Origin of the sequence: Pedobacter sp. GSP4 (assembly GCF_051857575.1) — a bacterium.
In the GTDB taxonomy this organism is placed as follows: domain Bacteria; phylum Bacteroidota; class Bacteroidia; order Sphingobacteriales; family Sphingobacteriaceae; genus Pedobacter.
In genome coordinates this window covers 407,118-427,043 of record NZ_JBPZIR010000001.1, presented here as the reverse complement: position 1 = coordinate 427,043, position 19,926 = coordinate 407,118, and the positions used below count along the sequence as shown (strand labels likewise).

At 39.7% G+C, this 19,926-nt stretch carries 19 protein-coding genes; 10 read left to right on the top strand and 9 right to left on the bottom strand.

Annotated features, from left to right (window positions below):
* Nucleotides 1–48 precede the first annotated feature (48 nt).
* The 9 genes from ACS5PU_RS01720 to ACS5PU_RS01680 all read left to right on the top strand — a co-directional run bounded on the left by ACS5PU_RS01720 (nt 49) and on the right by ACS5PU_RS01680 (nt 9,391).
* Nucleotides 49–927: a cell division protein FtsX gene (locus ACS5PU_RS01720; protein WP_439457536.1), complete on the top strand. Its 879-nt coding sequence runs from the start codon at nt 49–51 to the stop codon at nt 925–927.
* Entirely contained in the window at nt 927–1,154 is a 228-nt protein-coding gene (locus ACS5PU_RS01715; protein WP_439457535.1) for a DUF3098 domain-containing protein, read from the top strand. The genes ACS5PU_RS01720 and ACS5PU_RS01715 overlap by 1 nt, the downstream gene beginning before the upstream one ends.
* A gap of 80 nt (nt 1,155–1,234) precedes the next feature.
* Nucleotides 1,235–2,029: an undecaprenyl-diphosphate phosphatase gene (locus ACS5PU_RS01710; RefSeq protein ID WP_439457534.1), complete on the top strand. Its 795-nt coding sequence runs from the start codon at nt 1,235–1,237 to the stop codon at nt 2,027–2,029.
* Nucleotides 2,030–2,138: 109 nt separating this feature from the next.
* Nucleotides 2,139–2,870: a tRNA pseudouridine(55) synthase TruB gene (gene truB, locus ACS5PU_RS01705; protein WP_439457533.1), complete on the top strand. Its 732-nt coding sequence runs from the start codon at nt 2,139–2,141 to the stop codon at nt 2,868–2,870.
* Nucleotides 2,867–3,727: a YitT family protein gene (locus ACS5PU_RS01700; RefSeq protein ID WP_439457532.1), complete on the top strand. Its 861-nt coding sequence runs from the start codon at nt 2,867–2,869 to the stop codon at nt 3,725–3,727. The genes truB and ACS5PU_RS01700 overlap by 4 nt, the downstream gene beginning before the upstream one ends.
* A gap of 64 nt (nt 3,728–3,791) precedes the next feature.
* On the top strand, nt 3,792–4,781 hold the full coding sequence (locus tag ACS5PU_RS01695; protein ID WP_439457531.1) for a bifunctional riboflavin kinase/FAD synthetase: 990 nt from the start codon (nt 3,792–3,794) through the stop codon (nt 4,779–4,781).
* A 601-nt stretch (nt 4,782–5,382) separates the two neighbouring features.
* Nucleotides 5,383–7,596, top strand: coding sequence for a cation:proton antiporter domain-containing protein (locus ACS5PU_RS01690; protein ID WP_439457530.1), 2,214 nt, complete (start codon nt 5,383–5,385; stop codon nt 7,594–7,596).
* 160 nt (nt 7,597–7,756) lie between these two features.
* On the top strand, nt 7,757–8,791 hold the full coding sequence (locus ACS5PU_RS01685; protein WP_439457529.1) for a DUF2157 domain-containing protein: 1,035 nt from the start codon (nt 7,757–7,759) through the stop codon (nt 8,789–8,791).
* A gap of 177 nt (nt 8,792–8,968) precedes the next feature.
* Entirely contained in the window at nt 8,969–9,391 is a 423-nt protein-coding gene (locus ACS5PU_RS01680) for a secondary thiamine-phosphate synthase enzyme YjbQ (protein ID WP_439457528.1), read from the top strand.
* A 4-nt stretch (nt 9,392–9,395) separates the two neighbouring features.
* On the opposite strand, the gene ACS5PU_RS01675 is transcribed toward ACS5PU_RS01680, so the two are convergent.
* From ACS5PU_RS01675 to ACS5PU_RS01655, 5 genes are all read right to left on the bottom strand, one after another.
* On the bottom strand, nt 9,396–10,367 hold the full coding sequence (locus tag ACS5PU_RS01675) for a YihY/virulence factor BrkB family protein (RefSeq protein ID WP_439457527.1): 972 nt from the start codon (nt 10,365–10,367) through the stop codon (nt 9,396–9,398).
* Nucleotides 10,368–10,526: 159 nt separating this feature from the next.
* Complete coding sequence (locus ACS5PU_RS01670) at nt 10,527–11,843, bottom strand: alpha/beta hydrolase (protein ID WP_439457526.1); 1,317 nt, start codon at nt 11,841–11,843, stop codon at nt 10,527–10,529.
* A gap of 88 nt (nt 11,844–11,931) precedes the next feature.
* The gene (locus ACS5PU_RS01665; RefSeq protein ID WP_439457525.1) at nt 11,932–12,309 is read right to left on the bottom strand and encodes a DoxX family protein; all 378 of its coding nucleotides are present in this window, start codon (nt 12,307–12,309) and stop codon (nt 11,932–11,934) included.
* Between the two features lie 23 nt (nt 12,310–12,332).
* The gene (locus ACS5PU_RS01660; RefSeq protein ID WP_439457524.1) at nt 12,333–12,746 is read right to left on the bottom strand and encodes a VOC family protein; all 414 of its coding nucleotides are present in this window, start codon (nt 12,744–12,746) and stop codon (nt 12,333–12,335) included.
* 6 nt (nt 12,747–12,752) lie between these two features.
* Nucleotides 12,753–13,163: a transcriptional regulator gene (locus tag ACS5PU_RS01655; protein ID WP_439457523.1), complete on the bottom strand. Its 411-nt coding sequence runs from the start codon at nt 13,161–13,163 to the stop codon at nt 12,753–12,755.
* A gap of 140 nt (nt 13,164–13,303) precedes the next feature.
* Here ACS5PU_RS01655 and ACS5PU_RS01650 point away from each other — a divergent pair, with 140 nt between their 5' ends.
* On the top strand, nt 13,304–14,290 hold the full coding sequence (locus tag ACS5PU_RS01650; protein WP_439457522.1) for a GlxA family transcriptional regulator: 987 nt from the start codon (nt 13,304–13,306) through the stop codon (nt 14,288–14,290).
* Nucleotides 14,291–14,564: 274 nt separating this feature from the next.
* On the opposite strand, the gene ACS5PU_RS01645 is transcribed toward ACS5PU_RS01650, so the two are convergent.
* The 4 genes from ACS5PU_RS01645 to ACS5PU_RS01630 all read right to left on the bottom strand — a co-directional run bounded on the left by ACS5PU_RS01645 (nt 14,565) and on the right by ACS5PU_RS01630 (nt 19,849).
* Complete coding sequence (locus ACS5PU_RS01645) at nt 14,565–14,954, bottom strand: LiaF transmembrane domain-containing protein (RefSeq protein WP_439457521.1); 390 nt, start codon at nt 14,952–14,954, stop codon at nt 14,565–14,567.
* Nucleotides 14,955–15,308: 354 nt separating this feature from the next.
* On the bottom strand, nt 15,309–15,998 hold the full coding sequence (rpiA, locus tag ACS5PU_RS01640) for a ribose-5-phosphate isomerase RpiA (protein ID WP_439457520.1): 690 nt from the start codon (nt 15,996–15,998) through the stop codon (nt 15,309–15,311).
* Nucleotides 15,999–16,460: 462 nt separating this feature from the next.
* Nucleotides 16,461–18,428 (bottom strand): c-type cytochrome, encoded by a 1,968-nt coding sequence (locus ACS5PU_RS01635; RefSeq protein WP_439457519.1) that lies wholly within the window; start codon nt 18,426–18,428, stop codon nt 16,461–16,463.
* Between the two features lie 11 nt (nt 18,429–18,439).
* Entirely contained in the window at nt 18,440–19,849 is a 1,410-nt protein-coding gene (locus ACS5PU_RS01630) for a 3-keto-disaccharide hydrolase (RefSeq protein ID WP_439457518.1), read from the bottom strand.
* Nucleotides 19,850–19,926: the final 77 nt, after the last annotated feature.

The following is a 19,926-nucleotide window of genomic DNA, read 5'->3' as shown; positions in this document are numbered from 1 at the left end:
TGTTTATCAGGTATAATTTATATTTTCGCAGAAACAAAAATGAAATACATGGAAGAATTCGAAGTAAGTGATGCATCTAAGAAAACCAAAACCGTATATATCTCTACGATAATCAGTATTGCGTTGGTTTTATTAATGCTGGGGCTGCTTGGGTTGGTACTTGTACATGCCAAAAACCTATCTAACTACGTTAAAGAAAACATTGTTCTAAACATTATTGTGGATGAAGGCGCCAAGGAAGCAGATGTTTTGGCTTTTCAGAAAGAGCTAAATGCGAATCCTGCTGTAAAGCAAACACAATATGTAAATAAAGAGCTTGCTGCAAGAAATTTAACACAGGATTTAGGGGAAGATTTTGTAAACTTTTTAGGTTATAACCCACTAACCTCTACTTTTGATGTGTATTTAAAAGCAGAATATGCCAACAACAAAAGTATCGATGCCTTAAAAGCAAGTATTTCCAAAAACCCGGTAGTTAAAGAAGTGGTTTACCAAAGTTCATTAATTGATATGGTGAACAAGAATATCAATACCATTGGCTTAATTATTCTGGCATTTGCCATCTTGCTGCTAATTATTTCTATCGCACTGATAAACAACACTATACGACTAGCCATTTACTCGCAGAGATTTTTAATTAAAAGTATGCAGCTGGTTGGTGCAACGAAAAATTTTATCCGACGTCCTTTCTTACTGTACGCTGCTTTGCATGGTTTAATTGCGGCTTTTATAGCCATTATTATTCTATTGGCCACATTAATTTATGCCCGTAAAGAAGTACCAGAAATTATTATCTTAAATAACTACACCGAATTCGGTTTTGTATTTATCGGACTTTTAATTGTTGGTATTTTTATCACAGGTATTAGTACATGGTTTGCAGTAAGCAGATATTTACGTTTAAAATCTTATCATCTTTATAGATAATGACAGAAAAAAAAACAGGTCCGGTTGTTAAGGACGTTAAAAGCGAATTGGTTTTTACCAAAAAAAATTACCAGTTATTGTTAATCAGCATTGCCATTGTAGTGGTTGGTTTTATTTTAATGATGGGTACAACTGGCGATATTTACGATTTCAGAAGAACATTATTGGCACCAATTGTGGTACTTTTTGGTTTTGCCTTCGGTATTTACGCTATTCTTAAAAAATAATCTTATCCTAAAGGACTATACTTGAAAACGCTTAATTAATAAATTAAGCGTTTTCCTTATTTCTTATCTTTTCTAAAAATATGAACTCTTTTGAAGCCATTGTCCTTGCCATTGTTGAAGGATTAACTGAATTTTTACCCGTATCGAGCACTGGGCACATGATTATTGCCTCATCGTTTATGGGCATCGCATCAGAACCATTTGTAAAACTATTTACCATTGCCATCCAATTGGGTGCTATACTTTCAGTAGTTGTACTTTATTTCAAAAGGTTCTTCAAATCGATAAATTTTTACATTAAATTATTGGTCGCATTTATTCCAGCGGCAGTATTTGGCTTGCTTTTGAGCAAAAAAATAGACGAGTTATTAGAAAGTCCAATGGCAGTTGGTATTTCGCTATTAGTTGGTGGTGTTATTTTATTATTTGTTGATAGATGGTTTAATAAACCAACCATTATTGAAGAGGAAGAAGTAACTTATTTAACGGCGTTGAAAATTGGCTTCTTTCAGTGTATTGCCATGTTGCCAGGTGTATCGCGTTCAGGAGCCACTATTGTTGGTGGTATGAGTCAGAAATTAAGCAGAAAAGTTGCGGCCGAATTTTCATTCTTTTTGGCCGTGCCCACCATGTTTGCCGCAACCGCTAAAAAGTTATACGATTTTTATAAAGAAGGTAATACGATTACACATGAGCAGACCAATCTTTTGATTATTGGTAACGTTGTTGCTTTTGTAGTGGCGCTTTTAGCCATTAAAAGTTTTATCGGGTACTTAAACAAACACGGTTTCAGGATTTTTGGATGGTACAGGATTGCTGCAGGTTTAATCATCATCATCCTGTTGTTGAGCGGGCACAACTTGCAAATTATATAATCCAGGAATATTAACTACAGATTTATACGGATAATTGTTATCTGTGTGCATCCTTTTCATCTGTGGTAAAAAACGACATTGAATCTGTATCTTTGCGCAAAAAAGATTTGTGAGTACCGAAAATTCAAAATTCAAAGATTTCAATTTTGCAGAAGGCGAACTGCTGTTAATTAATAAACCATACAAATGGACATCTTTTGATGTGGTTGGTAAAATCCGCAATTCACTAAAACCGCTAAAGCTCAAGGTTGGTCATGCAGGTACTTTAGATCCCCTTGCTACCGGCCTGCTTATTATCTGTACAGGTAAGTTAACCAAACAGATAGATACTTTCCAGGCTGAAGAGAAAGAATATACCGGCACCATGATTTTGGGTGCTACTACCCCATCTTTTGATATGGAAACTGAAGTTGATGAAACATTCGACATCAGTAAAATTACCGAAGATGAAATTTACGCCGCTTGTAAACCATTTATTGGCGATATCGAACAATACCCACCGGCACACTCGGCCGTAAAAGTAAATGGCGAGCGCTTATATGTAAAAGCCAGGTTGGGCGAAGAAGTAGAACTGCGCAAACGTTTTGTAAGCGTACCCGAATTTGAGATTACCCGCATCGAACTGCCCGAAATTGATTTTAGGATAGTATGCAGCAAAGGAACTTATATACGCTCTTTAATTTCTGATTTTGGAAAACAGCTGAACAATGGGGCCTATCTTTCTAAGCTTACACGTACAAGAAGCGGAAACTTTTTGCTTAAAGATGCGTTTGAGGTATTAGAACTTGTTAATTATATTCGTAGTAAAAAAGAAGAAGTTAAAACCCAGGCCGAAGCATGAACAACATTAAAAACAGGAACACCAGGTTTGTAAAAGAAATTCTCTTGATCATTGCAGGTGTAACTTCGGCATGTTTTGGCCTCAAAAGCTTTTTAATGCCGAGCCATTTTATTGATGGTGGTGTTACGGGTATTTCACTTTTAATCAGTACCCTTACCGGATGGAATCTTTCCTATCTCATTGCCATTATCAATATTCCCTTTGTGATTTTAGGTTACAGGCAAATTGGTAGGGGCTTTGCCATTAAAACCGCCATTGCCATTGCCGCACTCTCTATTGCTTTAATTTTCCTTCCGTTTCAGCCCATTACACACGATAAATTGTTGATTGCCTTTTTTGGCGGTTTGTTTTTGGGCGGTGGGATTGGTCTGGCCATGCGCGGTGGCTGTGTAATTGATGGTACCGAGGTTTTGGCACTCTACATCAGTAAAAACAGCATTTTAACGGTTGGTAATATCATCCTGATTTTAAACATCATCATTTTTGCCTTTGCAGCTTATTTCTTAAATATAGAAACAGCCCTATACGCCATTTTAACTTACCTATCGGCATCCAGCACCATCGATTTTATTGTTAACGGGCTGGAGCAATATACTGGCGTAACCATCATTTCCGAACATCAGGAAGCCATTAAAGGTTTTATTATCAGCGAGATGAAACGTGGTGTTACCATTTATAAAGGTGAAGGCGGCTATGGGGAAAAAAAAGATATCGACATTATCTTTACCGTTGTTACCAAACTCGAAATGAGCAAACTACAAACTGCTATCAGACAGATTGATGCCGATGCTTTTGTAATACAACAACAAATTGCAGATTTAAAAGGCGGGGTTGTAAAACGACATGCCTTACATTAATACATTAAAAGTGATCCCGGTTAACCCGCTAATAAAATGGGGATCAGCAAAATAGATTTTACAATTGAAAATATACAATAACCTTTCCGAATTTTCAAAATTAGATAATGCCATTGTAACCATTGGCACTTTTGATGGTGTACATTTTGGTCACCAGAAAATTATAAAACAATTGGTAGAGAAAGCAAAGGCAGAGCAGGGAGAAAGTGTAATACTAACGTTTTTCCCGCATCCCAGAATGATCATTGATCCTGAAAACCAGGACCTTAAAATGATCAATACCATAAATGAAAAAGCTGAAATTTTAAAGCAGCTGGGTGTAGACCATTTAATTATTACCCCATTTACCAGAGATTTCTCCAATCAGCTTCCTGAAGATTATATCAAGAATACTCTGGTAAACAATATCGGCACTAAACATATCATTATTGGTTACGACCACCGTTTTGGGAAAGACCGCTCTGGAAATTTAACCGATTTAAAAGCAGCTGGCCAACATTATGGTTTTACTGTTGAGGAAATTATGGAACAGGATATCCACGATGTTGCGGTAAGTTCAACTAAAATCCGACAGGCTTTGCTTGCAGGCGATGTAAGCTTAGCAGCTGATTACCTAGGCTATCCTTTTTCTATTTTCGGCAAGGTAATTAAAGGCGATAAAATAGGAAGGACAATAGGCTTTCCAACAGCCAATATCTTTGTAGAAGAAACCTATAAATTAATTCCAGGAGATGGCATTTACGCCGTAACTGTTGAGATGAGTTCGGAGTTTAGCGTTGAGCCTTTAGAGGCGAAGCAACTCCAAACTCCAAGCCCCGAACTCAAAACTATCTACAAAGGCATGGCTTACATTGGGCAGCGCCCTACCATAAACGGAATGACCCGAAATATAGAAGTTAATATTTTTGATTTTAACCAGGAAATTTACGGACAGGATATCAAAATGAATTTCTTAAAATTTCTCCGTCATGATGTTAAATTTACCGGCCTAGAAGCCTTAACTATCCAGTTGCAAAAGGATAAGGAAGCTACGCTGGCCTATTTTAATGGGTAGAAATTTTAAGCCTCTCCAAACCGTCACCCTGAATTTATTTCAGGGTCTAAATAGATGGAAAGATGCTGAAATAAATTCAGCATGACGAGATTAAGCCAACTTTAATCCCATTTTCCTTTCAAAAAAGCCTCATTTTCGCTATATTAGCAGCAATGAGGCTTTTTTACATCATTTTCTTTTTATCTATCTCCATTAGTTTTGCGGCTTTCGCATCGCAAGAAAAAAAGAATAACGTGCCTTCAAAAAATGCCAAAATCAGTTTCATAACGGGCAAAAAAAACATCAAGTCCCAATCCGATTATCATCCCGATAACGAGAGCCTTCAAAAGGACATCATCAATAATGCGGTTGTCAAAATATCTTTAGCTGCATTTTTGCTGTTGCCTTTTTTAATGTTTCTTTTTATCCGGAACAACAATATCATCGCAAAGGCGGTAATCAAAACATTAAATCATCAATACGGGTGCCTTTTTAAAATGCTGTACCCAAAGCATGTTTTTTGGTAAGTAATTTCATTTTTAGCCACATTATTGGCTTATAAAAATGCTGGGCTTTTATCCAGTTATAAAATTATTAGAACATCCTTTACTCATTTTTATAGATGCATTTACCAGATTTAATTGCCGATTTAGGGTTAATTCTTGCCGCTGCAGGGATAACCACACTCATTTTTAAAAAAATTAAACAGCCCCTTGTTTTGGGCTATATACTGGCTGGCCTATTGGTTGGCTCGCACCTCGACTTTTTCCCCTCCGTTACCGATACCAAAAGCATTAACATTTGGGGAGAAATTGGCGTAATTTTCCTTTTGTTCAGTTTAGGCTTAGAGTTCAGTTTTAAGAAACTGGTCAAAGTAGGCGGTTCGGCCTCCATTACAGCCATTGTAAAAGTTTTATTTATCATTTTGGCCGGTTACCTGGTAGGTAAGGCAATGGGCTGGGCAGATATGGACAGCCTGTTTTTAGGTGGGATTTTATCCATCTCTTCTACCATGATTACCATTAAAGCTTTTGAGGAACTGGGTTTAAAACATAAAAAATTTGCCGGTCTGGTTTTCGGTGTATTAATTGTAGAAGATCTGGTTGCCATTTTACTTTTGGTGCTGTTCTCTACTTTGGCGGTCAGCCAGCAATCAGCCGGAACTGAGATGCTTTATTCTATTTTAAAGCTGGCTTTCTTTTTGGTGCTGTGGTTCTTGGGCGGTATATTTTTGGTTCCATCTTTTTTAAAGGCCACCAAAAAATTAATGAACGACGAAACCATGCTGGTCGTATCACTGGCTTTATGCCTGGTAATGGTGTTGTTGGCCGATAAGGTGGGCTTCTCTCCCGCTTTGGGGGCCTTTATTATGGGATCTATTTTAGCCGAAACTACCCAGGCAGAAAGAATTGAGCATTTAACCAAATCCGTAAAAGATTTATTTGCAGCTGTATTTTTTGTTTCAGTAGGTATGCTTATCGATCCGGCCATGTTGGTTAAATATGCTGTTCCTATTTTGTTTGCCACCCTGGTTATTATTATCGGAAAAATCATATTTACCATTTTAGGTGCCCTGCTTTCCGGTCAGCCTTTAAAAACCTCGGTTCAATCGGGGATGAGTTTGGCGCAGATTGGTGAATTCTCCTTTATTATTGCTTCGCTCGGGCTTACACTTAAGGTAACCAGCGATTTCTTATATCCCATAGCGGTAGCGGCTGCAGCCATTACCACCTTTACCACACCTTACCTCATTAAATTATCAGAACCTTTTTATGAGTTCTTAAAACGTGTTTTACCCAAAAAATGGCTGGACGGTATTGAACGCTATAGCTCGAGTACGGAAGGAATTACCACTCTGAGCGATTGGAAGGTTTTATTGCGATCGTACATTTTCAACACCATTATCCACTCGGTTATTATTATTGCCATTATATTTTTGGCATACCGCTACGTACAGCCATTTATTATACGCAATATCGCCAACAGCTTAACTTCAATCATTATTAGCGTAATTGTCTCTTTCATTTTAATGTCGCCATTTTTATGGGCATTATCTATCCGCAGGATTCAGAAAACAGCTTATTCCCACCTTTGGTTAAACAAGAAATATACGAGGGGGCCACTCATCGCCATTGAGTTTTTCAGAATTGCCCTAGGGATATTTTTTGTAGGTTTTTTGATGTACGAATTTTTCGATACCTGGGTAGCTGCTGTAATTGCGCTGGGCCTAATTGTTTTGGGAATGGTAATTTTCTCCAGAAAACTACAATCGTTTTACGATAAACTGGAGCGCCGTTTTATGTTGAACCTGAACGCCAGGGAAAACCAAAAGCCGGATATTTTACCTTGGGATACCCACTTAACCGAACTTACGGTTTCGCCTGAATCGGAGGTGGTTGGAAAAACACTTACCGAGTTAATGATCAGGGAAAAATATGGGGTTAATATTGCCCTAATTGAGCGCGGAAGAAATAACATACCCACACCCGGCAGAGATGAGCGGCTTTATCCTAATGATAAGTTACTGTTAATCGGTGCTGATGATCAGCTTGCTGCCGTAAAAGCCATACTCGAAATAGATACGCCCGAAGTAAGTGAAGAAAGCAATTTCCCGAACAAAGAAATGACCCTTCAGAAAGTAGTGGTGCATACCGAATCGCCGGTTTATGGCTTAAGTATCAGAAATGCCGGAATCCGCGAAAAGGCACAGGCATTAATTGTAGGTATTGAACGCGGGACCGACAGGGTATTAAATCCTTCTTCTGATTTCGTTTTTGATAACGGTGATGTGATCTGGATTGTGGGGAATAATAAGAAGATTAAGGAGGTTATTTAGCAATAACGGTCATTGAGAAACCCTTTCCCGATTTATCGGAAAGGGTTTTTCAACCGATGAATCAACCCTAATGCAATCGCTGTTAGCTGCTATTGTTGTAAGATTGTTCCGTAACTCGCAATGACGAGCAAATTTTATATCTTCGTACATAACCTAACCTATGAAAGTTGACAGAGAAAAAAGTGAGTTTCTTGATGACATGATTGAGCAGTGGCAGGACGATGGATTGATTAACGAAGAAACGGCCCACAAACTGCGCAAAAGCTATGAAGCAAAAAATTTCGATTGGCTCCGCTTGGCGCAGTATGCTTTTTGGGTGGCACTGGCCTGTGGATTTATTGCGTTAGGCTCGCTGCTGATTGATAATTCGATATTAAACTATTTAAAGCGGGTTTACAATACACCAAATATTGTAATCGCCATTGTTTCTGGTGGCTTGGCGGCTTGGCTGTACATTTTGGGCTTCAGGCGGAAGAAGAAGCTGCCACACCTCAAATTCAGCAATGAAGCTATCGTATTTTCGGCTATTTTGCTTACGGCAAACGCTGTGGCCTATTTTGGAAAAGCCTTGGATAATGGCTCGGGCAATTTTTCTATCCTGATCCTGATCTCAGTTTTCATTTACGGCATTTTAGGCTACATTTTCAATTCGAGGTTGATATGGGTTTTTGCCTTAATTTCTTTAGGCGCCTGGTTTGGTACTGAAACAGGCTACTTGAGCAGGTGGAACTATTATTTCCTTGGAATGAACTACCCCTTGCGTTTCGTAATTTTTGGTGCCACTTTAACGGCAGTATCGTTTATCATGAAAGCCATTCCAAAAACGCAGCATTTTTTTCAGGTTACCTATATCGCCGGCCTGGTATATTTATTTGTATCGCTATGGGCCCTATCTGTATTCGGCAATTTTGCAAGCTTGGATGAGTGGTATAAGGTTAGGCAGTTGAGCTTATTTTATTGGGCCTTAATTTCGGCCGCCATTTGTGTGATAAGTACTTTATACGGCTTAAAATACCGTGATGACATTGCTCGAGAATTCGGTATTACCTTTCTTTTTATTAATCTTTACACAAGGTATTTTGAATATTTTTGGGATAGCTGGCATAAAGCTTTATTCTTTTCGGTACTGGCGGCTTCTTTCTGGTTGATTGGTAGAAAGGCAGAGAAGATTTGGAATGTAGAGTTTTTGAAATAGGCAAGCCGTCATCTCGACCGTAGTGGAGAGATCAATAAACAATATTTCACAGATCTCTCCGCTCCACTGCGTTTCGGTCTATATGACGGGTCCTTTACTATAATTTATCACAAGAGAATTCAAAAATGAAGAAATTTCAGAAACGCTGCGTCGGAAATCTAAAATGAACTAAAACAAATGAAAATATACCAACAGGCATTAACACTTAGGGAAAGAAGGCGCGGTTTCCACATCATTACTGATGAAATTGAAAATACATTGCCTCAAATTCAAGAAATAAGCACTGGCATCTGTCAGGTATTTATCCAGCATACTTCTGCTTCACTTAGCATTAACGAAAATGCAGATCCAACGGTCAGGCTCGATTTCGAAATGTTTTTCAATAAAACAGTGAAAGAAAACGATCCCGATTACGAGCATGATTACGAAGGCTCGGATGATATGCCTGCTCATTTAAAAGCATCGATTTTAGGGAGCAGTGTAACCATACCCATCCGGAACGGACGATTGGCCTTAGGCACATGGCAGGGCATTTACCTTTGCGAACACCGAAACCGTGGCGGACAAAGAAGATTAATTGTAACCGCGTGGGGAACCTAATCGTTTAAGAAGTCTTCTTAACCTCTTCCTTAATTTCGGGGTGGTTATCCTGAATTGAGTTTTCACCGGTTTCTATTTCTATTTCCTTTGTGGTAACTGCATAATGCGATGGATAAATTTCTGATCCGAAAGCAACGGCATAGGCTTTGGTAAACTCTGCACCAAAATATAAAATAATTGATGAATAATATGTCCACAGCAGTACCACCACCAACGAACCTGTTGCACCATAAGTACCGCCAACATTACTTTGGCCAATGTACAGCGAAATTAAAAACTTACCGATCATGAACAATACCGCGGTTACAATGGCCCCGGCAATTACATCTTTCCACTTAATAATTGCATCGGGCAATACTTTAAAAATCACACCGAATATCAACGTAATTACCGCGAGGGTAACCACTTGGTTAAGAATATAAAAAATCACTACCGATACATCTGCAAAACGTGCCTGTAGCCGATCGCTAAATGCATCTAAAACTGATGTTATCGCTAAAGAAACCAATAAAACAAACCCGAGGCTGATAATTACCGAAAAGGATAAAAAGCGGTTTTGCAACAGCTTTACCCAACCTCTTTTAGGTTTTGGCTTTAAGCCCCAAATGGTATTTATGGAATCCTGGATATCTCCGAATACCGTAGTTGCTCCAATCAACAGCGTAACAATACCGATAATCAACGCAATGGTACTTTTTCCATCCAGATAGGCATTTTTAATCAGCTGCTGTAAAGAAACAGCCGATTCGCGGCCTAAAAAGCTTTCCAGCTGTGCGTAAACCTGCCCTTCTGCAATTTCCCTTCCTAAAAATATACCGCATAGCGAAATAATCACCACCAATAAGGGAGCCATCGAAAATACGGTATAGTACGCCAGCGAGCCGCTTAACTTGGTAACCTTATGATCGTTAAACCCTGTAAAAGATGCTTTTAAAATACACCAAATTGCTTTAAAAGTAACTTTGTTCTTTGCCATAAGAAAACATTTAAGATGATCTGTTCTTATGTTTAAACCCTCCGTTTTTTGAATTGTTTGCCCTTTTTATTTGTATACGTGATATACCGCTATCCCTTAAACAAGAAAAGCCCTGCAATAAACAGGGCTTTTCAGCAAATAACGTATAATAAAATGAGCTTACTTGGCTTTAATCCATAGGGCAATATCGTTAACCAAGGTTTCTGATACGCTTACCGCTGCCTGGTACTGTGCCATGGTGCCCTTTTCAGTCTGCGGACTTAGCAGGTGGTTTAAATCAGGATAAAACTTTAGCTGTACATTTTTTTTCTTGGCTAAAGCAGCATTCCATAAATCAAAATCAACTTTGCTCACCTGGAAATCGTTTCCGCCCTGTAAAACATAAATTTTGGGCTTGCTTAGGCTCTTCGCTACTGTTACCTGGTTGTACGAATTTAGATCGGCCCAGTATTTTGCGGGTAAACCTAAGATAATAGAATCTGGTTTTACCGTTCCCAGTTGCGAAATACGGCTTTTGTTAATCTCGGTAACTGCATCAGCCAGTTGTTTTTTATTGGCAGAAGTAGTATCGCTGGATAAATCGAACATGTATTTATTTTGATCGATAATTACATCGGTCAATTTTCTTGCCGGTGCAGCAGCTAAAATAATCCCAGCCAAATCTGGTGTTAATGTGGCCATTTTTGGTGCAAGCATACCGCCTAGGCTATGGCCAAATACGTATACATTTTTAGGGTCGGCACCTACAACGGTTTTCGCAAGTGCAATGGCAGCACCGGCATCATCCAATACCTCTTCTTTTACGGTATAAGGATTGGCAAACTCGTTAGGGTAAATTAACGTACGTTTTACATAGCGGATAGAGCCAATCCCTTTAGAGGCCAGGCCACCCGCCAAATCTTTAAAAGGCTTGTTCGCACCCACTGTTTCATCCATATCGCCCGGACCTGAGCCGTGTACAAAAACAACCATCGGGAAATTCTTCGCATTTTTGGGCGTGGTAATAATAGCTGCCAACTGTTTGCCAGCTGGACCGATATAAACCGATTTTTCTTTGTATAAATTAGTATCTACATAATTAGGCTTTAAATAAGTAGCTATTCTTTTTGATGGCGCAAGAAAAATACCCACAACCTTTTGCTGCTTATTAAAGCCAAGGATAAAATTCTGTTCGCCGTTTACAAATTTACCTTCTACGGTAACAGCAAAAAATTCGCCCTGGGCCTTGCTCTGAATGGCATCGAACGATTCGGGTTTGCCGAATTTTGTGCCAATATCGCCCCAAAGTTTCTTTAGGTTTTCTTCAGTTAGCTTGGTTTTTAAAGTATCATCAAAAAATGCATGTGCATCGGTAAATTTTTCTTCCTGCAATAACTTAAAAAAATCGTTTGCACTATTAAATAACTGAATCACATTTTGTGAAAAGGCAGTTGTGGTAAATAGCAGCGCGATTATAAATAGTAGACTCTTTTTCATGCGTTTGTATTGTGTTTGGTTGTTACAATACATCAAAGTTAACAATATTTAACGCTCAAATGCCCTGAAGAAAACTACCTAATTAGTTTTAACTATTTTTAACATTTCGCTCATATTTTTTCCATAAAATATAGGGAATAAACATAATGGCAAGCGCTACAAGGGGTGGAATGAGTAGTGAAAGGCCATCGCCAACAAAAGCCCTAGAAGCAAAGGCACCTATGAAGTTAATGGTGAAGCCCGCAAATGCCCATTCTTTAATGGCTTTAAACCGCGTTTGTAAAATGGCTATAGCACCCAGTAATTTTGCTATGCCCACTATAATAAGCAGATACATGGGATAGCCCAGGTGTTTGAGTACTTCTTTTCCTGCTTCCTGCTGTGTTAATCCACCAATGCCGTCCATAATCATCATCAGGGCAAAAATGATGGTAGCAATCCAATACCAAGTGCTTAATTTTTTCATTCTATAATCTGGTTGTTAAAGGTTTATTGGTTTTTATCGTAGTTAACCAGCCAGTTATTGCCATAGCGGTCGGTTAAATCGCCGAAAAGTGCTCCCCAGAATGTTTCCTGCAAAGGGTGCACTGCCCTGCCTCCTTTCGAAAGCTTGTGGTAAAGGCCCCGGGCTTCCTCTTCAGAACTGCAGTTCAACATCAGCGATATGGCGTTACCTTTAATTAGCCCAACTTCTTCTACCATATCTGTAGCCATAATCACCAGCTCATCTTTAGCTAAAACGGCATGTAAAATACTGTTTTCCACACTATTTGGCATTTTGCCTGCCACAGGCGATTCTCCTATGGTTTGCAAGGTTAGCTCCCCACCTAAACAATCGCGGTAAAAAGTCATGGCTTCCCGGCAATTGCCATTAAACGTTAAATATGAATTGATATAAGCCACGTGATTTTATTTTTTGATGCCAACCATACAGCGCACATCGGTTTCGTTAATATACATTTCGAGGCAGTAGCCTTGAGGATCGATATTGGGCTGTTGAAGCAGCTTCTCAAAAACCTGCCCTATCTGCGTAGCGTCTTTCATAAAATCTGTTACCAGCACACTTATAAACGTCCCTTTGTTGATTATGAAGCTTTCCAACCCATATTTTTCAGCTTCGCCATCTTCCAGTTCTTCAGCTGCCGCTTTATAAATAATTTCTCCGTTTTCATTGGGCCTGCTTATCCCCAAATATTTACGCTCATTTGCCCTAGCGAGCAAAACATGCAACTTTTGGTAGGCTGCCATTATCCCCTCTGGAAAAGATTCGGCCCTTACACACATTAACTTAATGTTTTCTTTAATGATATACTCTTCCATAATTGAAAATTAAATGATCAAACAGCTCTACACTCAGCCATTAGCACTACAAACATACACGCAGATTTTAAAAGGCCAAACACGCAGAAACGACAATTGCGGGGGTTGTTTACGACAAAGCACCTAGTTATATTTGTGTTATGAAACACGTATCTATCTTAATTCCAGAAACTGCCGTGATTGAAGCTATCGCCGATCCACGCTACCTGTTTACCGCTGTTAACGAGTTTTTACAGGCTTCTGGCAAAGTGCCGCTGTTTAAGGTTGAGCTTGTTGGCATGACCAAAGAAGTGCGTTTAAACAACAGTCTTTTTTCGGTGCACGCAGATAAGCTGTTGCATGAGGTTGAACATACCGATCTTATTTTTGTACCCGCAATTAGTGGCAATGTAGATTATGCCATGGATATAAACCAAGCATTGCTACCCTGGATCATCAAACATCACGCTAAGGGAGCCGAAGTGGCTTCTTTATGCATGGGGGCATTTTTATTGGCAGCTACCGGTTTATTAAATGGACGCAAATGCTCTACCCACTGGCTTTTTGCCAATCAGTTCAGAACCATGTTCCCTGATGTGGAATTGGTTGATGGAAGCATTATTACCGATGCCCAGGGCTTATACTCCAGCGGTGGTGCAAACTCTTACTGGAACCTCTTATTGTACCTGGTTGAGAAGTATACCGACCGCGATACGGCAATTTTGGCTGCAAAATATTTTGCTATAGATATTGACCGGGAGAGCCAGTTGGCCTTTATGATGTTTCAAGGGCAAAAGGGGCACGAGGATGCAAAAATTAAAAAAGCACAGGAATTTATTGATGGAAATTATCAGGATAAGATTACGGTAGATCAGCTGGCTGATATGTTGGCTTTAGGCAGGAGAAGTTTTGAGCGCAGGTTTAAGAGTGCCACCAAAAATACGGTAATTGAATATATACAACGGGTTAAAATTGAAGCGGCCAAAAGAAGTTTCGAGTCGAGCAGGAAAAATATTACCGAAGTAATGTTCGATGTTGGCTATACCGATACCAAATCATTCAGGGATGTTTTTAAGAAAATTACGGGACTAACCCCTATCGAATACCGCAATAAGTACCATAAAGCTGTTCCGGTACTGCAGGTTTAATTTCGGGTTTGGATTTAAGGGAACTGTTTTTTAAAAAAAAGATAAAAAAAATTAAGCTGCACACAATATATTCTATTAATAGCGTTTATGTATGTGAGAGCGTTAATTTAGATGACGGGGATACTGCCTAAGGGTGGAATCCCCGTTTCTTTTTTAGCAGAGGGCAAAGTTTGCATGATGTTAAACACGCGTACTTTACCCTCTGCTATTAAACAAAAAAAGGGACATTGATTCACAAATGTCCCTTTTTAGCTATATGATGGAGTTAAGAATTTTAGCTTTCCTTTTCAGTAAAATCTACTGGTTTCTTTTCAAAATACTGATCGAATGATTGCACTTTTTTTGGTTTAAAAATGACGTAAAGTCCCAAACTGATTAATACCAGGGCAGTTGTTATTCTTGATAAGTCGAAATCAAAAATAGTGATGGCTTTAAAGGTGAAGATGGCGCCAATTACGGTTAATGCCAACCAGCTGCTTCCCTGAAAGTTTTTACGGTAACCCATCCACAAACCAGCACCTAGCATAATGGTGTGCCATCTTAGTATCCAATGTGGAACATCTATGCCCGAATTTCTAAGTAAAAAAACTGAACCGATTACTACGATTAAAATGCCTAAACCAAATTGTTTATCAGCGTGATTTTTTTTGATGAAAGTTTCCATGACCTTTTGTTTTTATATTCAAATGTATCACGAATATGCAGGCGGGAGAATGGCTTTTCTTCTAATAGCGATGTTTTATCGGTGAGTGAAATAAAACTGTCGGTAAAAAAATTTGGATGATTTGGCAGCACTTGAAATTATCGGTGAAATTGTTGAATAGTCCGGAGTCGGCAGTCAGAAGTCCGGAGCCAATTAATCGATTTGAAAAATTAATAGATAGCGAAAATTCTACATGGATACTGAAACAAGTTCAGGAGGGCGTTTTGATAACGCATAAAATAGTTAGATTAGTACAATTGCTAATTAACCAGACCAAGCAACCAATGACCAATGAACTAATGAACCATTAAACCTTTATTCAAAAATGATAATATCCGTCCCTTCACTCATCACTACCTTCGAGGTGAGGTTGATAAATAGACCATGGGCGAGTAAACCGTTAATTTGGTTAAGGTCTGAAGATAGTTTTGCAGGATCATCAATCAATCCAAAATCTGCATCAATTATGAGGTTTTGATTGTCGGTAATGAATTTCTCGCCGGCAGCGATTCTCAATACCCCTTTTCCACCAAGTTTATCGATCTGATCTGAAACATACTGATAAGCCAACGGCAGTACTTCGATTGGGATGGTAAAAGCACCCAGTTTTTTTACTTTTTTCGAAGCATCGGTAATGATAATGGCATTTTTGCTTAAAGAGGCAATGATTTTTTCTCTGAATAAGGCGCCACCACCACCTTTAATCAGATCGAGCGATTCGGTAAATTCGTCTGCGCCATCAATACTGATATCAATTTCACTTAGGCTGCCCAGGTCGAGGATTTCAATCCCTAAAGATCTGGCCAATTCTTCAGTACGGATAGAACTTGCCGCAGCGGTGATCTTAAGTCCATCGCTTACACGCTTGCCCAGTTCCTTAATGGCAAAGGTTGTGGTAGAACCTGTACCCAGGCCTACAACATCGCCATTTTTAACAAATTTTACAGCAGCCATTGCAGCTGCCTGTTTTTCTGCATCCTGTTGGGTTTTATCAATCGTAGCCATAAAGTAAAAGTAGGAGTTAAATGATAAATTATCCAAAAATGAAAAAAATTTACTGCGCAATGCAATAAATCCTTTTTATAGCGTTTATGTATATGAGAGCGTTAATTTAGATGATGGGGATTCTGCACTAGTGGAATCCCCATTTCTTTTTTATTGTTATCCTGAATTCTTTTTGTTGTCATCCTGAGCGTAGTCGAAGGATCTCTTTTCATCTCGTCTGCCATAAAAAAATCGTCATTGCGAGAACCTGTTCCGATTCATCGGAAAGGCTTTTTCAGCCGACGAAGCAATCTTATAAGGAAAAGATCATTAGTATAAAAGGTTGCATTCCTGAAAATCAGGGTGGGCTGTTGTTCCACATTGCAAAAACGAGCGTTCTATCGGATCATGCAGCGTAGCCAACCTCTTAAAACAAAAACGGCCGGTATTTCTACCAGCCGTTCTGTAATAAATTTATTTTTTTTATCTCAATGAATTGATCCAAGCCGCTATTTTCACCGCTTCGGCTTTGGTTACCTGAGGCATTGGAGGCATTTCGGTTGAATAACCCGGCCAGTTTTGTGGCTGTGGATTGTGGATTAACTGAAATATCTTATCAGCAGAATATTTACGTTTTGCAATTTCTGCGAATGGAGGACCAATTTGCCTTTTGGTTTGATTGTGGCAAGCCAAACAGGTATTTTTAGTTAATAAACCTTCTACCTCTTTAAAAGTTGGGGCCTTTGCAGTTGTTGTTGTAGTTACCGGTTTAGCAGTTGTTCCTTTTGCTTCAGGAGCTTTTCCAGCAGCTGCTTTAGGCGTTGTAGCTTTCTTGGCCGGTGCAGAAGTTGCTGGCTTTGCTGCAGAGTTCTTGGTACTCACCTCGCTCATGGCCAGCTTAGTTCCATCAGGAATCTGGTTTAAAGTATAGTAGGCAACAGGATGTACCAGAGAATAGAAACCATCCTGCGAACGGATACCATCCAACGTTAGGGTATGGATGTAATATTGACGCAGGTTCTGTACAATAAACCTGGCTTTCAATCCATCAGCAGAAACCTTAACTCCCGAAATTTTTAATTTCTCGGTATTTACCGGCGGCGAACCATAAACCGGGTGATATTTATAAATAAAACTCTCCGCATCGTATGAAGCTAAATCCTCGGCCGATTTACGGTCAACAGGCATGGTAAATTCTACTTCAAAACCATCAGGCATTGCCCTTACCGCTTTCATTTCGAAAGGTGTTTTGTTGTTGTACACCAATCTTTCCAAGCCTTCATTTGCATCACCTGCCGAACCCCAACCACGGTTGGTTTCTCCAACAAACAATGAACCATCGGTTCCCCACTCTAACCTCAACACACCCGAGCGGAATCCTTTGCGGAAAAGGAAGGCCGCACCTTGCTCTTCACCTTTTACGGTTTCCATAAAAATCCTCGAGATGATACTCATTCCCTGATCGCCAACCAGAATCTGTCCGGCAAATGGGCCGAATGTATTGGCAGGAATTTTAACAGGCTCTGCAGAAGAGATACCCAAAATTCCGTATGGCAACCAAACAGAAGGCAAACGCAGCTCAGGAAAAACTTTCTTCATTTCGAATAAGGTTTTAAAGGTTTCGTTTACCCTGTTTTCTGGTTTAATGTATCTTCCCTGCTCGTTTTTAATGCGGCGTTCGTCCATTTGTGAATAGAAGAAATCGGATTGCAGCTTAACAGGAGAGTTAGGAAGGTTTGTCCACCTTAAACTTGCCGGGTGGCCCATAAAATCGCCTTTATTAACTTTCCATAAACCACCAGAACCTACCCAATCGCCCTGGTTCTCGGTGTAGTAGAATTTACCATCGATACTACCGATACCGGCAGGAGAACGGAAACCCGCGGCATAAGGGGTCATTTTACCATCTTCGGTAATGTTCATGGCCCAGCCACGCATAGGTACACGGCTTTCGGCACGCCACCATTCTTCATCGCCAAAGGCAACGTTTCCGGTAACCATAAATGTACCATCGGGCATTAATTTTGGTCCGAAGCTATATTCGTGGTAGTGCCCGCTTAAAGGCCATGCATATACGGTTTCGTATACATCGGCTTTACCATCCTGATCTTTATCAACCAATTTGGTTAATTCGCCACGTTGTGCTACGTACAATGCGCCATTTTTATAGGCAATACCTAAAATTTCGTGCAGGCCGTAAGCAAATCTGCGCCAGTAAGGCTTGGCAGTGGTTGGGTTTTCTACAATAAATACTTCTCCCCTACGGGTAGAAATGGCCAAATCGCCGTTAGGCAGGGTAATTAAACCACCTACTTCTAAAATCGGCCCTTCTGGAACGCGTACTTTATTTATTCTGAAAAAATCTTCTTCTTTTGGTGTTTCTTGTGCAAAAACTGTAGAAAAGCTAAAACTTAATGCCAGTATTGCTAATTTTTTAAATGTGTTTCTCATCGTTATTCCAATTAAAACAAAATGGTATAATTTAACTTACTTCCAATGGCTACAATAATTTCTTTTTTGCCATCAACATCTCTGATAACCGGTTTTGCCGATCCTTCTGCCAGTTGCAGATAATATGATTTATCATCAACCAAATACAATCCTTTAGCAACTTCTTCGATATTCGAAGCTGTAGCCAATAAGAAATATAAATCTTTTGAAGGTTTATCAACTGAGATTTCGCGGGTTAAACCTTGTCCATTTTCCATTATTTTAACTGCATCCGTAACATTGGTTCCGTTAATGATGTACTTAAACTCCGGACGGTCTTGCTTATCCATTACATAACCTTTGGTTCTGAAACCCGTACCTGCGGTATCGGCAATCCATTTATCTTGATCGTTAGCCAATTTTGCAATGGCCAGAACAGGTTTCTTGGTGAAACGGGTAACACTGCCCAAAGCGCGCGATGTTCCATTTCCACGGCCATCCCACATTGGGGTTGCATCGATAAAATCGCCATGCCAGCCCTGTAATAATGTTCCGTTATCCAGATCGTAGCTATAGGCCACTTTTTCTGGTCCGCCAACCGAAATAGCATGTACCGAACGTACGCGAGGGGCAACATCTACAAAACTTCTGATCATGTTGTTGCTTGCGGCTTCGATATAAATTGGATCTGCACCGCCATTTTGGTTTGGTTTAGGAATTTCAGCCAGTTCATTGATTTCGATATTTCTAAAAGCCACCGAACCATGATCGCCCTGTAAGCGTAAAGGACCTTTTGCCTTTTCGGCACTTGCCGCACCCCTGGTTGCACCGAAGAGCTCTACATTTTCGTGAATTAAAACGCCGTTTAACTCTACGCTGATGATTTTTGCATTTTCGGTTTTTGCTCCAGAAGCATCAAATTTAGGTGCCTGAAAAATGATTTTGATATGCTGCCATAAACCTGGCGCTTTACTTGCATTTTGACGTGGGGCAACACCACCGAATCCTTTTTCGGCTTCGGGCTTGCTATCATCCCAACGTTGGTAAATACCACCGTTATTAGATGAAGAAGCATTTTTCAATCCCCAGGCATCATCGATCTGGATTTCGTAATTTCCTTGCAGATAGATACCAGAATTGGTTCCTTTTGCAGCTAAATAATCCAATTCAACGGCTACATTGCCATATTCGTTTACGGTATATAAATCAGCTCCTGCTTTTTTGGCGGTAGATTGGTTTACTAGGATACCTTCACCTTTGGTGGTTTTTAAAACATTTTCGGTATTTAGATCGGCCACTACATTTTGGGCCAATGACCATGAGTTTGCAGGATTTTTAAATGCCGAAAGATCTTTAAGATCTACGCGCTGGCCAAATGCCAACAGGGTTCCGCAGAGCCAGAGCATGGCTGTAAAACCCGTCTTCGAGACGTTTTGTTTCATATATTTGGTTTTGTTAGTTTAATCCTTGTTCAGGGATTAAGGTTTCTTTAAATTTTAGGCTTTACCATAAGCTTGGT

Bases quoted from the DNA above. Each gene is read 5' to 3' on its own strand.
- ACS5PU_RS01680 (WP_439457528.1), top strand. From the start codon at position 8,969: ATGAAAATATACCAACAGGCATTAACACTTAGGGAAAGAAGGCGCGGT.
- ACS5PU_RS01635 (WP_439457519.1), bottom strand. From the start codon at position 18,428: ATGAGAAACACATTTAAAAAATTAGCAATACTGGCATTAAGTTTTAGC.
- ACS5PU_RS01650 (WP_439457522.1), top strand. From the start codon at position 13,304: ATGAAACACGTATCTATCTTAATTCCAGAAACTGCCGTGATTGAAGCT.
- ACS5PU_RS01715 (WP_439457535.1), top strand. From the start codon at position 927: ATGACAGAAAAAAAAACAGGTCCGGTTGTTAAGGACGTTAAAAGCGAA.
- ACS5PU_RS01700 (WP_439457532.1), top strand. From the start codon at position 2,867: ATGAACAACATTAAAAACAGGAACACCAGGTTTGTAAAAGAAATTCTC.
- ACS5PU_RS01655 (WP_439457523.1), bottom strand. From the start codon at position 13,163: ATGGAAGAGTATATCATTAAAGAAAACATTAAGTTAATGTGTGTAAGG.
- ACS5PU_RS01720 (WP_439457536.1), top strand. From the start codon at position 49: ATGGAAGAATTCGAAGTAAGTGATGCATCTAAGAAAACCAAAACCGTA.
- ACS5PU_RS01675 (WP_439457527.1), bottom strand. From the start codon at position 10,367: ATGGCAAAGAACAAAGTTACTTTTAAAGCAATTTGGTGTATTTTAAAA.
- rpiA (WP_439457520.1), bottom strand. From the start codon at position 15,998: ATGGCTACGATTGATAAAACCCAACAGGATGCAGAAAAACAGGCAGCT.
- ACS5PU_RS01690 (WP_439457530.1), top strand. From the start codon at position 5,383: ATGCATTTACCAGATTTAATTGCCGATTTAGGGTTAATTCTTGCCGCT.
- ACS5PU_RS01710 (WP_439457534.1), top strand. From the start codon at position 1,235: ATGAACTCTTTTGAAGCCATTGTCCTTGCCATTGTTGAAGGATTAACT.
- ACS5PU_RS01665 (WP_439457525.1), bottom strand. From the start codon at position 12,309: ATGAAAAAATTAAGCACTTGGTATTGGATTGCTACCATCATTTTTGCC.
- ACS5PU_RS01685 (WP_439457529.1), top strand. From the start codon at position 7,757: ATGAAAGTTGACAGAGAAAAAAGTGAGTTTCTTGATGACATGATTGAG.
- ACS5PU_RS01630 (WP_439457518.1), bottom strand. From the start codon at position 19,849: ATGAAACAAAACGTCTCGAAGACGGGTTTTACAGCCATGCTCTGGCTC.
- ACS5PU_RS01670 (WP_439457526.1), bottom strand. From the start codon at position 11,843: ATGAAAAAGAGTCTACTATTTATAATCGCGCTGCTATTTACCACAACT.
- ACS5PU_RS01645 (WP_439457521.1), bottom strand. From the start codon at position 14,954: ATGGAAACTTTCATCAAAAAAAATCACGCTGATAAACAATTTGGTTTA.